General features: G+C 60.5%; 15 protein-coding genes. 8 read left to right on the top strand and 7 right to left on the bottom strand.

Annotated elements, in window-relative coordinates:
• The first annotated feature begins 47 nt into the window (after nucleotides 1–47).
• The 6 genes from BLT71_RS21075 (at nucleotide 48) to BLT71_RS20235 (ending at nucleotide 3,814) form a co-directional block, all read left to right on the top strand.
• Nucleotides 48–242, top strand: a complete 195-nt coding sequence (locus BLT71_RS21075; protein WP_157693522.1) for a DEAD/DEAH box helicase family protein — start codon at nucleotides 48–50, stop codon at nucleotides 240–242.
• Nucleotides 179–430, top strand: a complete 252-nt coding sequence (locus BLT71_RS20500) for a hypothetical protein (protein WP_157693517.1) — start codon at nucleotides 179–181, stop codon at nucleotides 428–430. Before BLT71_RS21075 ends, BLT71_RS20500 begins: the two co-directional genes overlap by 64 nt.
• A complete protein-coding gene (locus tag BLT71_RS20250; protein WP_091723687.1) occupies nucleotides 399–1,061 on the top strand; it encodes a hypothetical protein in 663 nt (220 codons plus the stop codon). The genes BLT71_RS20500 and BLT71_RS20250 overlap by 32 nt, the downstream gene beginning before the upstream one ends.
• Nucleotides 1,048–2,286, top strand: a complete 1,239-nt coding sequence (locus tag BLT71_RS20245; protein ID WP_091723685.1) for a type I restriction enzyme subunit R domain-containing protein — start codon at nucleotides 1,048–1,050, stop codon at nucleotides 2,284–2,286. Before BLT71_RS20250 ends, BLT71_RS20245 begins: the two co-directional genes overlap by 14 nt.
• 129 nt (nucleotides 2,287–2,415) lie before the next feature.
• Complete coding sequence (locus tag BLT71_RS20495) at nucleotides 2,416–3,234, top strand: hypothetical protein (protein ID WP_157693516.1); 819 nt, start codon at nucleotides 2,416–2,418, stop codon at nucleotides 3,232–3,234.
• A 34-nt stretch (nucleotides 3,235–3,268) separates the two neighbouring features.
• Entirely contained in the window at nucleotides 3,269–3,814 is a 546-nt protein-coding gene (locus BLT71_RS20235) for a hypothetical protein (RefSeq protein ID WP_091716521.1), read from the top strand.
• Between the two features lie 85 nt (nucleotides 3,815–3,899).
• Here BLT71_RS20235 and BLT71_RS20230 read toward each other — a convergent pair whose 3' ends face one another.
• Genes BLT71_RS20230 through BLT71_RS20220 form a run of 3 tightly spaced genes read right to left on the bottom strand, consistent with a single transcriptional unit; the run spans nucleotide 3,900 to nucleotide 6,263 of the window.
• Nucleotides 3,900–4,943, bottom strand: coding sequence for an ImmA/IrrE family metallo-endopeptidase (locus tag BLT71_RS20230; RefSeq protein ID WP_091716520.1), 1,044 nt, complete (start codon nucleotides 4,941–4,943; stop codon nucleotides 3,900–3,902).
• Nucleotides 4,944–4,949: 6 nt separating this feature from the next.
• Nucleotides 4,950–5,840, bottom strand: coding sequence for a hypothetical protein (locus BLT71_RS20490; RefSeq protein WP_157693399.1), 891 nt, complete (start codon nucleotides 5,838–5,840; stop codon nucleotides 4,950–4,952).
• 42 nt (nucleotides 5,841–5,882) lie between these two features.
• Nucleotides 5,883–6,263 (bottom strand): hypothetical protein, encoded by a 381-nt coding sequence (locus BLT71_RS20220; RefSeq protein WP_091716516.1) that lies wholly within the window; start codon nucleotides 6,261–6,263, stop codon nucleotides 5,883–5,885.
• Nucleotides 6,264–6,647: 384 nt separating this feature from the next.
• On the opposite strand from BLT71_RS20220, the gene BLT71_RS20215 reads away from it, so the two are divergent.
• Nucleotides 6,648–7,109, top strand: a complete 462-nt coding sequence (locus tag BLT71_RS20215; protein ID WP_091716514.1) for an SRPBCC family protein — start codon at nucleotides 6,648–6,650, stop codon at nucleotides 7,107–7,109.
• Between the two features lie 85 nt (nucleotides 7,110–7,194).
• Here BLT71_RS20215 and BLT71_RS20210 read toward each other — a convergent pair whose 3' ends face one another.
• Nucleotides 7,195–8,982 carry a CAP domain-containing protein gene (locus tag BLT71_RS20210; RefSeq protein ID WP_091723682.1) on the bottom strand — a complete coding sequence of 596 codons (1,788 nt, stop codon included), beginning with the start codon at nucleotides 8,980–8,982 and terminating at the stop codon, nucleotides 7,195–7,197.
• Between the two features lie 133 nt (nucleotides 8,983–9,115).
• Between BLT71_RS20210 and dcd the strand changes: the two genes are divergently transcribed.
• A complete protein-coding gene (dcd, locus tag BLT71_RS20205) occupies nucleotides 9,116–9,691 on the top strand; it encodes a dCTP deaminase (RefSeq protein WP_091716511.1) in 576 nt (191 codons plus the stop codon).
• 28 nt (nucleotides 9,692–9,719) lie between these two features.
• On the opposite strand, the gene BLT71_RS20200 is transcribed toward dcd, so the two are convergent.
• From BLT71_RS20200 to BLT71_RS20190, 3 genes are read right to left on the bottom strand one after another with little or no spacing between them, the layout of a single operon-like run.
• Complete coding sequence (locus tag BLT71_RS20200) at nucleotides 9,720–10,901, bottom strand: cation:proton antiporter (protein WP_091723681.1); 1,182 nt, start codon at nucleotides 10,899–10,901, stop codon at nucleotides 9,720–9,722.
• A gap of 5 nt (nucleotides 10,902–10,906) precedes the next feature.
• Nucleotides 10,907–11,389, bottom strand: coding sequence for a cation:proton antiporter regulatory subunit (locus BLT71_RS20195; protein WP_056081463.1), 483 nt, complete (start codon nucleotides 11,387–11,389; stop codon nucleotides 10,907–10,909).
• Between the two features lie 39 nt (nucleotides 11,390–11,428).
• On the bottom strand, nucleotides 11,429–12,832 hold the full coding sequence (locus BLT71_RS20190; RefSeq protein WP_091723679.1) for an MFS transporter: 1,404 nt from the start codon (nucleotides 12,830–12,832) through the stop codon (nucleotides 11,429–11,431).
• Nucleotides 12,833–12,965: the final 133 nt, after the last annotated feature.

Here is a 12,965-nt window from a genome sequence, read left to right as displayed (position 1 = left end):
GTTGAGGAGAAGACGGACCCGATCACGGGCGAGAAGACCAAGAACGAATCATTGCTGTTCCGCGCTACCACCAGTGGGAAGCGGTAAACAAGCTGGCGGAAACTGCTGCCGCCGAAGGACCGGGACACCGGTACTTGATCCAGCACTCTGCTGGTTCTGGCAAAACAAACTCCATCGCATGGACTGCTCACCGGCTCAACTCCTGCACGATGCCGATGGCAAGAAGATGTTCGATGCCGTGATCGTGATCAGTGACCGCAAGGTACTGGATGGGCAGTTGCAGGATGCTGTCAAGCAGCTCAACAAGGTGGATGGGTATTTGAAGCCATTACCTCCACTGCGGCGCAAAGTCGAAGGCACTTTCCAAGGCACTTCTTGGTGGCACCCAAATTATTGGTGTGACGCTCCAGACCTTCCCCTTCGCTCTTGATGAGATCGCCAAAAAACAAGGGACTGAAGGCAAGTCGTACGCCATCATCGCGGACGAGGCGCATAGCTCACAGTCCGGTGACGCAGCGAAGAACCTGAAGAAGGTTCTGACCTCCGGCAATGAAGCCGCCGTCGACGCTGAAGTCGATCCGGAAGCTGAGCTTTCCACAGAAGACGTGCTCGCAGAAGAAATGAACAAGCGCGCGGAAAGCAAGAACCTGTCGTTCTTCGCATTCACCGCAACGCCGAAGGCTAAGACGCTGGAGCTGTTCGGGCGTCCCAACGAAGCCGGACTACCCGCGCCCTTCCACCTGTACTCGATGCAGCAGGCAATTGAGGAAGGCTTCATCCTCGATGTGCTGAAGAACTACACGCCTTACAAGATGGCGTTCAAGCTCGCGCACAACGGCGTGGACTACGACTCTGACGAGACGACGATCGAGAAGTCTGAAGCCGTCAAGGAATTGATGCGCTGGGTGAAACTTCACCCATATAACATCAGTCAAAAAGTTTGCCGTCGTCGTGGAGCATTTTCGCTCCAATGTGCGTCACCACCTCGCAGGGCGTGCGAAGTCCATGGTTGTTACTGGCTCCCGGAAGGAAGCTGTCCGCTACAAGGTGGCTATCGATAAGTACATTGCCGACAAGGGCTACAAGGACTTGGCAACGCTCGTCGCATTCTCGGGCGACATAATCGACGACGAATCCGGCATCGGCAAGCTAAATGAGCACACGATGAACCCCGGTCTCAAGGGGCGTGAGCTTCCGAAGGCATTCAACACCGATGAGTACCAGATCATGCTGGTTGCCAATAAGTTCCAGACTGGCTTTGATCAGCCGTTGCTTGTTGCGATGTACGTGGACAAGAAACTGTCTGGCATCACTGCCGTGCAGACCCTCTCACGCTTGAACCGAGTGACTCCCGGCAAGGACCAAACGTTCATCGTCGACTTTGTGAATGACCCGGCGGAAATCCTTGCCGCGTTCCAGCAGTACCACAAGGAAGCCGAACTTTCTGCGGTCACTGATCCGGACATCGTGCATGACCTCCAAGCGAAGCTGGATAGCGCTGGTATCTACGAGATCAGCGAGGTCGAGGCGACGGCTGCCGCGTGGGTTGGGAAGACCACTCATGAGAAGCTGAAGGGCTTTGTAGCGCCTGCGCAGTCACGGTTCCGGGTTCGCTACCAGAAGGCGCGGGAAGACGGCGACAAGACTGCACAGGACGCGCTGGACCTGTTCCGTAAGGACCTTGGCAGCTTCATCCGCGCTTACGACTTCCTGTCGCAAATCATCGACTATCAAGACACCGATCTGGAGAAGCGGTCGATTTTCTACAAGCTGCTCGCGCGTGTAATCAGCTCGGAGAATCAGGACAGAACGACAGTTGACCTGTCCGAGGTAGTGATGACTCACTACAAGCTCAAGAAGCAGGAAAAGGCTGACCTGAAGCTGTCAGGTGATGAGTCCATACCTCTCGACCCGCTGACGGCTGCTGGAACCGGTTCAGCCCACGAAGTCAAGAAGGCAAAGTGGGCGGAGATCATTGACCAGATGAACACCTTCTTTGAGGGTTCTGGACTGACCGATGCCGACCAGCTCTCCGTGGCAGAGAGCGTGCTGAACAAGGCACTGGAGAACCGAACGCTGCGGGGTCAGGCGCAGGCGAACGGCAAGGTGGACTTCTACTCGTCACCCAAGATTCTGACTACCGTCGAGGATTCTGTCATCGAGGCAGGGGAGCAGCACGCCAAGGGTATTGGCTGGGTCCTGTCCTCCGACAAGGTGGGCGAGATGGTGGAGTTGCTCAAGAAGATGGGGCTTTTCGAGAAGCTTCGGGATGAGGAAGCGGCATGAACCAACTCAACTCCGGACCATCATCAGAAGACGTAATCGCTGCCCTTCGTCAGACTGGTTTCATCCTTGAACAAGACGTTCGAAAGGTGCTAGAGAAGCGCGACATTCAGTGTGAGGTGTCTCGTGCGTATGAGGACCCCGACGAAGGTAAAATCCCGTGAGATCGATGTGTGGGGTTATAAGCAGTTCTATACACATGAGAGCCGACGCATCGTTTTCGGCATCCAATTACTGATTGAGTGCAAGAATCCGAAGTCGCCGTACGTGATAGTCGGAAGGGCTGCAAAGGACACCGAAAAGGCGCGGGTCCCTTTCGGTGCAAAGTTTTATGCGCACGAGGGTATTTCCATACCTATTCCGCCAGTTCCTCCAAGCACGGCGAGTAGAGGCTCCACCCGCCGCTCGGTCTGGAGCGTTTTAGACCTCGCTTCCGCTCCCGGCAGTCCGAGCGCTGATAGCTTTATTGGCAATCAACTCGTAGTCATGGAGCGAAAGAAGGAATGGATAGCTGATAACGACCATATGTTCAACGGAATCGTCATGCCCATGGCTAAAGCAGTGCAAAGCGTCTCGAAAAGAACGGTAGCCCGTGGCGTCTTCAATCCAGATACCAACTTTTCGCTCAACCGCTTGACGCTTCCGATACTCGTTACCTCAAACGACATATTCGAGGTGGATACAGAGGCTGATGTACTGGAAGCCCACAGCAAGCCGTGGTCGAACGTGACGCGACACATCAAGACGGACAAGATGGATTTGCAATTGCGGATCGATGTTGTTCAGGCGAAACATCTGGATTCTTTTCTAGACGAACGATTTTTTGCTCTAGGGGAAGAAATCGCCGCGCGAGTGGAAAAGTGCCCAGAAGTGCTAACGGTAACGTCGTCAGAAGATTTCCCTGCTGGCGCTCAATTGGGTCATCTCGACCTCTCATCTCCGATCAAATAGTTTGAATCCAATGACATGAGAACAGGACCAGTGTATGACTGAAGTCATAACGATCGCTACGGCGGTAATCGCGCTTCTTACGATCGTCGTCGCATGGCTCACCTACAAGGTTTCGAAGGAAAGCAAACAGGTTGCAGTAGAGAGCAAAAAGGTAGCGGAGGCAAGCCACGCAATCTCAACTGAAGCTCTAGATGTAGCGATCAAGGACTGGAAACAGGTAGGGCGTGAAGAGCCTTGGTCCCTCACGAAGCTGGAAGGGAACTATTGGCTGTTGGAGCGTAACCATTATGATCCGGCAGTTGTAGTCATGGCGGAGGCTACGCCTCACTGCGGCGGTTCCACCGTGGAGTTTCAAAACCCGGCAGGTGCGCCCGTGGCGATCTTCCGTAGAGGCAGCAGAATCGTGCTGAACATTCCTGCCACTAACGTGGGAACGTTCTTGTCTCTCTGGTATCGCGAGTTTTCCGAAACTGAAGAAGTCCCGCAGTGGAATACGTCCTACTTCAGCGGCAGCAGCATGAGCGAAGGAGGGGTACGGCACGCAGCGGGCGCTTTGAAATGGGATACGGCGCTTTACTAAGCGTTTCCCGTGGTCTTAATACCAATGGCGTCTCTGTCGATTGTCTGGCTGGGGAACCACGGTATCAGCGGCAATTTTCGTTGCCTCAACAATCTTCGTGTGCGGTCCGCCCTGCACGCACGTCATTAACGGACAAAAGCATGAAGCATCGGGTGCATGGCGGAGGCTGCTTGTCAGGGCATCCACAGGCTTTACACTTCGAGCATTTCGGCTCGTTACAGGTAGAACACCTACCGGGAGAGTCCTTAATCAGGAAGCTGTCATGGCAGACGGAGCCTTGGTAGTACTCGCCGTCGTCACTGAAGGCGAAGTACTCGCTGCGTCCCTTGGTGGCAATCACGAGAACGCACCCGTCGCACAGAACCATGTCGAGTACAACGTTGGTGTAGCTCTTTCCGCTGAGGTGCTGGATACCGTACCCGCCACGAACAACTAAGCTTCCGTCCTCGCTAGCCTGTAGACGCTCGAAGGAGCGAGCAATCTCTTCCTGAGTTTTATCCTTGTGGGGTGGGAATAGTTCATCGCTATTTGCCGCGCTGAAGAAAAGCCTGCCGTCAGAGTCTGTCTGCATGACAACCCTATTGCCTTCAAGTTCAAGGGATCGATAGAGACATGCCTGCATGGATGCTGCCGAGTTATCGAACAACCATCTCACCCCAGCGGCGGTTACAGGTCCTGAACCGAACGCGGACTCGATCAAATCCTCATGAAGTAGAAGTCTGGACGCGAAACTGTTGGCGACCTTCTCGCGAAGTTCCTTTATGAAGGCTCGATCGGTGATGTCTTCAGTGATATCGGACCAAGCGTCGCCAACTCGTTGTTGATGGTGGGCAAGTTCATGCAACACGCTGAAGTTGTCGCGCCCGGTGTTTCCGCTTAGGTGGACGAAGATTGCCGGAGGATCGATGTAGGGGTCATAGCACGCCTGAACATTGCATCCCTTGGTTCCCCGCAGCTCATGGAAGATAACGTCAAGGTCGCCACGCGATTCAACATACTCCACAGGGGCGTCCGCAATGTCTTCAAAAACCGCACCGGAATCCAGTATTTCTTGGATCATGGCGTCGGCAATTTTCACGTAGTTGCGGGGCAGTGCCCAAAGTCGGTAATCAGTAAGAGTTGTAAGCATTGCCAGCTACTCCTGCATCAGACGCGAATACGCTTCGTCGATGCGGTTTTGCGCCGCTTGTCGTTCATCGCCAGCTTTGGAACTGCGAGCTGCGATCAATGCATTCTGCATGAGTAAGTTTCTTGCATCACGCTGCTTCAACGCCCTGCGCTCTGCCAAGCTTACGATTTTGTCCCGCTGGGTTGGTTGCATCAACTCGGTTACTACTTCAGAGCTGACCGGACGAAGGAGTTGGGAATCAGTGAGACCAGTGATCTCGCGCATTACGGATATCTGTGCAGAAGTCGGCAACGCATCGCCGCGAAAGAGGTCGGCAGCGTCCCCGCGTTCAGGAATGTTCAAATTTTCACGAATCTTCTTGGCGGTCATTTCAGCTTCCATGAGAGCTTCTGTCTTGAATACCGCCTCTCCAGCCGTGGCAGACGGCCACGAATCAAAGCAAAACTTGCGAAAGCTGCTCAACAAAAAGTCGATGAATGGGGTCGTGTCATCGGATTCCATTTCAGCGCCCATTTCAAAAGGGCTGTCCACGTCGTCGTCGAAAGCTGATCGTTCCAGTCTCAGTGCTGCGCTTTCAGAGCAGAGGTTCCCGATACGACGGTCCAGAAGGTGCATGCCGATCCCTGTCGGTGCAGGCGACCAGACTGCAATGTCTGCATTTATGGGCGACTGTGCGGCGCGAACGATGGAAGCAGGCTCTCTAGCTTCGGCGGCATCGCAGGTGATCGGAAGGATAGACACGAAGGAATCATGGACACGCGTAATTAGACCTAGAGCAAGGTCTTGAATCTCATCTGCCAGCACCCACACGTCACCAGCTTTTGGTGCGGCGGGGGTGCCGCCGTCGATAATTCGGACAGCCTCGCTGGGAAGCTGGCTGCGATCAAGGAGTTTCAATGCAGGCGTGCCGATCTGTGAAGTGGGCAGTAGATCAGTGTATCAGTAGTAGCCGAGAACAGAGTTCTTGTGCCAAAGGTCATTGAATGCGTCCGACTCTGGAGCGAGAAGCTCACCTCTGTGGTCCAGAACATCCTCTTTGAAGAGTGCCTTTCCGATCGTGCAGCGGTACCGAACGATCCACCACCCTTCCTTAGTCAACCCAATGTCATCATTTCTTGGGGAATGAACGGGATCAATCTTCTCGTCAGCCCGTGGTTCGTCCGTGGTGCGTCCAATAGCTTGCACGGTAAAGGACTTCTTTGAAGCTTCCGCAATTCCGTATCGACGGGTGATCTTCTCTTTGTGATCGTCCCGAACGTTGATCTCCGTGGGGTCAGCGACGTATATATCGCATACCTCGGGGTTCGGTTTCTTAGCCATGTTTCAAAGATAGCGCCTAACACCGACATGATTTTCTGTGTGAGTCTGGCAGTGCGTTCCCAAAACGGGCATTACGCGTTTCTGGGGCATTTTGCCTACTGCGTCTTCTAGCGTCTGTGGGGATTATTGACCAGTCCCAGCCGCGTTGCCGCCGCATCTGCGGGGCAGAACTTAGCTTAGCGCAGATGGAACGGCGGTCCGGCCACGGTGCCGGCAGTTCCAGCCGTGTCCCAGGTCCGGCACGTCATCCAGTAACTCTTCAATAACGTCGCCGCATCTGGCTAGGTTGGCACCCGGCGGGCTGGCTAACCTGAACCGGAATGCTGTGGCGCCAGGGGGAGGCGGTCCGGGCAGCATGCCGGCGTCAACCACAGAAAGATCCCCATGGCATCCGCAGAACACGAGGTCCTCATCCGGCGTGACGCCATGGCCGTGTACCTGTACCTGCTGGACGCCACCAACTTGCCCACGTGGCGCGAAGCTGTCCGGAGCGTGAAGCTGGTGCAGGGCTCTGCCGGCACCAAAGGCGCCGTGTACCGCAAGATGGTGGCGGGGCGGTCCGGGCTCAGCATTCCGGCCGAGCTGGAAATCACCCAGGCCAGGCCCGGCGCCGAAATCCAGTTCCGGGTGACCTCCGGCCCGTCGAACCGTTCGGGCGGCTACTACCTCAGCACCGAGAACGACGGCACCCGGCTCCGCTACGCGCTCGAAGCCCGGCCGGAAGGCTCGTTCTCCTTCCTTGACCGGTTCGGCCTCCTGAATAAGATCGCCCAGCGACGGGTCCGCGCCGAGGTATCCCAGCTGGACCGGCTCAAGGACGTACTGGAGCTGCAGACCGTCAGCTAGCCAGGCGACGTCCCGGCCCACCAGCTTCCGCCGCCGGCCCAGTGAGGGTTCTCCGCCTTCTGCCCTGGTACTTACGGTTTGGTGCTTACTGCGCCAGCCGCTGGCCGGTCCAGGGCCCTGCAATGTTCGACGGCGACGCCAGGCTTCCGCCCGAGAGGTCCCAGTACTGCACAACATCGGAAGCCCTGCGGAGCGCGATACCGGTGGAGTTCAGGCCGGTGACGTTCTTCAGTGCCCTGATGCCTGTGACATCCTGCCAGCCGGTGGCCACCGTAGGCCGCGCCTCGGCACGGAGGGTGGTGGTTCCCCAGCCCCGGTAGAGCTGTACCGCGCCATCAGCGCGGAGGGCGAGGACATCCTGGAAGCCGTCTGCGTCGTAGTCCACCATCGCGAGGCGGGACGCGTTAACGCCGCTTGTGATCAATGCCCTTGCCGAGAGGTCTGTGGTGCCCTTGTTGGGGTACAGGAATAGGTTCCCGCTGCTGTCCAGGGCCAGGATCTGCGGCATCCTGTTGTTGGCGCACCAGCCGCCCACCGCAAGGGTGAGGGACTGCCAGCCGCCGGACCCCAGGGTGATTGCTGCCTGGAACCCTCCGGTGGCGATGCCGCGGTGCAGGGTGAGGTCCCCGTTGGTCCACTGGGTCACGAGATCGTAGGCGCCGTCCCGGTCCCAATCGGTGACGAAGACTTCCTTCGCCCCGGTGAAGCCTGAACCGATGACCTTGGCGGCGCCGTACGTGCGGACACCTGTTGAGGCCCTGTTAAGCAGCTGGCCCGAAGAATTGACGGACACAAGGTCGCCGGGCCCCGTGATGGCCGCGGCACGCAGGTCCAGCGTGGGAGGCATGTGCCGCCCCGTGGCATCGCACAAGGTGGGTGCCGGTGCTGGGAAAGCGGAGCCTCCCCCTGAGGACCCGCCGGACCCGCCGGGTGAGTCCACGGTGCCGGCCGGGAGTGTGGTGTAGCCGAAGAAGTTCACCACACCCCAGATCTGGTAGGTGGAGTTGGTGTACGAGATGCCTGCACCCATGACGTTGAACCGGGGGTCAATGAGCATGGCGTTGTGCCCCGGGGAGCCCTTCCACCACTCCACCAGCTGGGCGGCATCCCTGTCTGTCCGGATGGCGATGACCTCGCCTGCGCCGTTGTTGGGGTTCATGGCGCGCGGATCTGTCCAGAAGTTGGCGCGGTGCTCAATGACCTCGCGGGAGGCAATGCTGTCCGACCACTCCTGGGAGAGGCCGGCCACAGTGGGGTTGTATTTCACCGGATTCAAGCCCTTGGACGCCCGGTACTCGTTGATCTTGGTGAAGACGGTGAGGATCGCTGCGGAGTTGTTGTCCTTGACCAGTGCCTCCGTGGCCGGGGGCGCTGCCAGTGATTCGGACGTTGCCGGCCCGGAAGTAGTGGGCCCGGATGTTGCCGGCGGCGGGGAGGCCAGATCGGCGTCAGGTGCCCACAGCGGGGGTATGGACGGGACCCCGGCAGCGGGCAGCGCAGTGGCGGGACCCGAAGCGCCGGTGGGATCGGCTGATGGCGCGGGGGACGGTTCCTGGACCGGCCTGATGTCCAGCGCCGGTCCCACCGCGGCGGCCGCAGGAGCTGTAGGCGGTGCCACGTCCAGCGGCGCGGTGGGCGAGGCCACCCGGATGTCCGGATCAACAGCCGGGGTGAGGGCGGTGCCGGTGGTGCTGTTCACCGTGCTGGAGCCGCCGCCGTTCCCGGTGGCCTCCCCCAGCGACACGCGTGACGGTCCTGAGGCCGCCACGTGCTGGCCGGCATCCAATGGCAGCGGGGCTGGCCCCGCCGTCGAGGAGGCGAGCACCAGCGCGCAGAGCACGCCAATAAAAGAGGGCGCGACTAATTTATTCACAACATCCCCAGCTCTGTTGGGCCATCCGGGAGACCATCCGGCGCCTGTGTATCTGAGGCAACATTAGCCCCACTGGACAACAGCAACAACGAAAGAATGTGGCTGTGGATATCCCATACGGTAATTTGGGACGGTGCTGATCTCAGACCGCGATATTCGTGCCGAAATAGACTCCCAGCGGATCGTGCTGGAACCGTTCGAGCCCGCGATGGTGCAGCCGTCGTCGGTGGACGTCCGGATCGATAAGTTCTTCAGGCTTTTCGACAACCACAAGTACGCCCACATCGATCCTGCGCAGGAGCAGCCGGAGCTGACGCGGCTGGTGGAGGTTGAGCAGGACGAGGCCTTCATCCTGCACCCGGGCGAGTTCGTCCTGGGCTCCACCTACGAGACCGTCACCCTCCCGGATGACATCGCCGCCCGGCTGGAAGGCAAGTCCTCGCTGGGCCGCTTGGGGCTCCTGACGCACTCCACCGCAGGCTTCATTGACCCCGGCTTTTCAGGCCACGTCACGCTGGAACTGTCCAACATGGCCACGCTGCCCATCAAGCTGTGGCCCGGTATGAAGATCGGCCAGCTCTGCTTCTTCCGCCTAAGCTCCGCGGCGGAGTACCCCTACGGCCAGGGTGAGTACGGCAACCGTTACCAGGGCCAGCGCGGCCCGACCGCCAGCCGGAGCCACCTGAACTTCCACCGCACCCGCATCTAGCGCAACCGGCACTCCGTACCGATTTCGCCTACGCCTGCGCCGGGACCTGCCGCCTCCGCGTCGATGCCTTGACCAGGGGTTCCACGAAGCGCGCGGCCAGCGGGCCGATGACAGCCATCAGCAGGACGTAGGCGGTGGCCAGGGCGGCGAGGTTGGGCGGTACGGCGCCTGAGGCGACGGCCAGCCCGGCGATCACGATCGAGAACTCGCCGCGGGCGATGAGTGTTGCACCGGCACGGAAGCGTCCTGGCCTGGCAATCCCTTCGCGTTTGGCTGCCCAGATTCCGGTAGCCATCTTGGTTCCGGCAGTGAGCACCGCCAGCACCAGGGCCCAGCCCAGTACCGGCGGAATGGATGTGGGGTCGGTGTTCAGCCCGAAGGCTACGAAGAAGATGGCGGCGAACAGGTCCCGCAGCGGTTCGAGGATGCGGGTGGCGTTGTGGGCGGTGGCGCCGGAGATGGCGATGCCGAGCATGAAGGCGCCCACCGCTGCGGAGACCTGCATGGCAGAAGCCAGGCCGGCCACCAGCAGCGCAGCGCCCAGCACGTTGAGCAGGAACACCTCCGAGTTTTCGCTGTGCACGGCCTTGGACACATGGTGGCCGTGCCGCAGCGCCACCATGAGCACCGCAGTGACCACGGCCAACGCAATGGCCACGGTAGTCAGCCCGCCCAGGAAACTGACGCCCGCGAGGGTGGCAGTAAGGATGGGCAGGTAGACGGCCATGGCCAGGTCTTCGAACACCAGGATGGACAGCACCACCGGTGTTTCACGGTTGCCCAGCCGGCCCAGGTCCGTGATGACCTTTGCGGCGATTCCGGACGAGGAAATGTAGGTGACGCCGCCCATCACCATGGCCCCCACACCGCCCCAGCCGAGGAGCAGGGCCAGTGCCGCTCCCGGAAGGAAGTTGAGCACGAGGTCCAGCACGCCGGCCTGCCACGACCGCCGCAGGCCGGTGAACAGCTCCGCCGCCGTATATTCCAGTCCGAGCATGAGCAGGAGCAGAATGACGCCGATCTCGCCGGAAAGGTGTGCGAACTCGTGCATGCCTTCGAGCTTCACCACGCCACCGGCGCCGAAAGCGAGCCCGCCCAGCAGGTAGAGCGGGATGGGTGACATTCCTATCCGTCCGGCCAGCCTGGCCAACAGGCCAAGGCAGAACACAACGGCCCCCAGTTCGATGAGGGTCAGGGCCAGCGGGTCCATAGGGGTCAGCCGTGGCGCAGGATGTCGGCCGCCGAATCGAGGCCTTTCAGGGTTCCGACAGCAACCAGCAGGTCACCGGTATGCAGGATCACGTCGGGTCCGGGCGAGGGCAGGACCTCGCCTTCGCGCATGATGGCCACGATGGAGACGCCGCACCGGGTACGGATGCACGCCTTGCCCATGGGCTGGTTCTGGAACGGGGACTCCGGGGCGATGGAGAACTGCCGGGTGACGATGCCCGGGACGTCCTTGTGCTCCTCCGTCAGCTTCATGGCGAGGTGCTGGCCGCCCAGCAGGTTGCCCAGGGTGGCGGCTTCATCGCTGGTCAGCGGAATGGAAGCCTGGCAGGTATCGGGATCGTCCCACGTGGAGACGATGAGCTCGGTCTGGCCTTCCCTCAGCTCCACCACGCCGATCCGGCGTCCGGAAGCTGTCATGAAGTCCTTCCGGCGGCCGAGGCCGGGAAGATTCGTTTCGTCCACGTTCATGGTTAAAGCCTAGTCTTCCGGAGCGTTGCGTGGGTGGGGTCAGGCGGAGGGGACGACGGCGATGGGAGCCTTGTCCGGCGACTTCACCGGCAGCAGGACCAGCAGCCCGGCGAGCAGGACCACCATGATGCCCAGGATGCCCCAGCGCTGAGCCTCTCCGGCGGCTACCAGAGGGGTTGCCACCGTGATGCACAGCGTGAAGAGGGCCGGTGCCAGGAAGCTCACGGCCCGGCCGGTGGTGGCGTAGAGACCGAACAGTTCGCCGGACTCCCCGTGCGGTGCGAGCCGGGCGAGGTACGCGCGCGATGACGACTGCGCCGGGCCCACGAACAGGCAGAGGAACAGGCCGAACACCCAGAACGTGGTGCTTCCGGCCCACTCCATGCCGAAGAAGGAATAGTCGCCATTACCCAGTACCAGGATCACGGTGCCTGCCACCAGCAGGCCCGCGAGTGAGCCGATGATGACGGCCTTCGGGCCCACCCTGTCGTCCAGGAATCCGCCGAGGATGGCTCCGACTGCCGCCACCACATTGCCGAAGATGGCGAAGAAGATGACCTGTGACAGCTCGAACCCGAAGGTGCCCGCGGCGATGATGCCGCCGAAGGTGAACACTGCGGCCAGCCCGTCACGGAACACGGCGCTGGCCAGCAGGAAGTAGATGGTGTGCGGGCTGGTGGCATAGATGGCGCGGATCCGGCGGAAGAGCAGCCGGTAGCTGGCCACGATGCCGAGGCGGGCTGCCTGGCCGGCCCGGGGCAGTTCCGGGACGGCGAACAGGACCGGCAGGGCAAAAATGAAGAACCACAGGGCCGAGAACACGGCCACCAGCCGGATGTTCAGGCTGTCCTGGGTGGACGCGCCGAACCAGTCGAAGCTGGGCTGGACGAACAGCTGCAGCACGATCAGCAGTGCCACGATGCCGCCCAGGTACCCGGCGCCCCAGCCGATGCCGCTGACCTTTCCGATGTTCCGGGGGGTGGAAATCTGGGCCAGCATGGCGTTGTAGTTGACCCCGGCGAATTCGAAGAACACGTTGCCCAGGGCGATCAGGGTGACGCCCAGCAGCAGGAATTCCGGCTGCGGGAAGACGAAGAAGCACAGCGCGGTGAGGACGGCGACGGCGGCCGTGTTGACTCCCAGCCACAGCTTCCGCCGGCCGCCGGCGTCGGAGCGCTGCCCGGTCACGGGGGCCAGCAGCGCGATGGCGAGGCCCGCCACGGCGAGGGCGCCGCCGAGGACAGCCGAGGCTTCGTCCTTGCCGCCGAAAGCGTTGGACGTCAGGTAGACGGTGAACACGAAGGTGGTCATCACAGCGTTGAAGGCCGCCGAACCCCAGTCCCAGGACGCCCAGGCCAGGATCCGGCCCTTACTGGAGACCTGGTTGCCGGATGCTAGTTCCGAGGACGGCTGCATGGCCCGGGGAGCGCTGGCGCTGTTCATAGCTGCATCGTATCCGCCGAGGGCGAACAGGATGCGGACCGAAGCCCTGACTGGCGCGGAATGACGCGCGGCGGCCGGGAAACCGCGACGGGTCAGGCGCCCGGGCTTGATAAACTGTGGATTCCCGAACCCG

The sequence above is a fragment of the Pseudarthrobacter equi genome (assembly GCF_900105535.1).
Lineage (GTDB): Bacteria > Actinomycetota > Actinomycetes > Actinomycetales > Micrococcaceae > Arthrobacter > Arthrobacter equi.
This window is presented reverse-complemented; position numbering and strand designations above follow the sequence as displayed.

Excerpts from the sequence above, each read along its gene's own strand:
- BLT71_RS20500 (WP_157693517.1), top strand. The coding sequence starts at position 179 with ATGGACTGCTCACCGGCTCAACTCCTGCACGATGCCGATGGCAAGAAG.
- BLT71_RS20495 (WP_157693516.1), top strand. The coding sequence starts at position 2,416 with ATGAGGACCCCGACGAAGGTAAAATCCCGTGAGATCGATGTGTGGGGT.
- BLT71_RS20235 (WP_091716521.1), top strand. The coding sequence starts at position 3,269 with ATGACTGAAGTCATAACGATCGCTACGGCGGTAATCGCGCTTCTTACG.
- BLT71_RS20230 (WP_091716520.1), bottom strand. The coding sequence starts at position 4,943 with ATGCTTACAACTCTTACTGATTACCGACTTTGGGCACTGCCCCGCAAC.
- BLT71_RS20220 (WP_091716516.1), bottom strand. The coding sequence starts at position 6,263 with ATGGCTAAGAAACCGAACCCCGAGGTATGCGATATATACGTCGCTGAC.
- BLT71_RS20215 (WP_091716514.1), top strand. The coding sequence starts at position 6,648 with ATGGCATCCGCAGAACACGAGGTCCTCATCCGGCGTGACGCCATGGCC.
- BLT71_RS20200 (WP_091723681.1), bottom strand. The coding sequence starts at position 10,901 with ATGGACCCGCTGGCCCTGACCCTCATCGAACTGGGGGCCGTTGTGTTC.
- BLT71_RS20195 (WP_056081463.1), bottom strand. The coding sequence starts at position 11,389 with ATGAACGTGGACGAAACGAATCTTCCCGGCCTCGGCCGCCGGAAGGAC.
- BLT71_RS20190 (WP_091723679.1), bottom strand. The coding sequence starts at position 12,832 with ATGAACAGCGCCAGCGCTCCCCGGGCCATGCAGCCGTCCTCGGAACTA.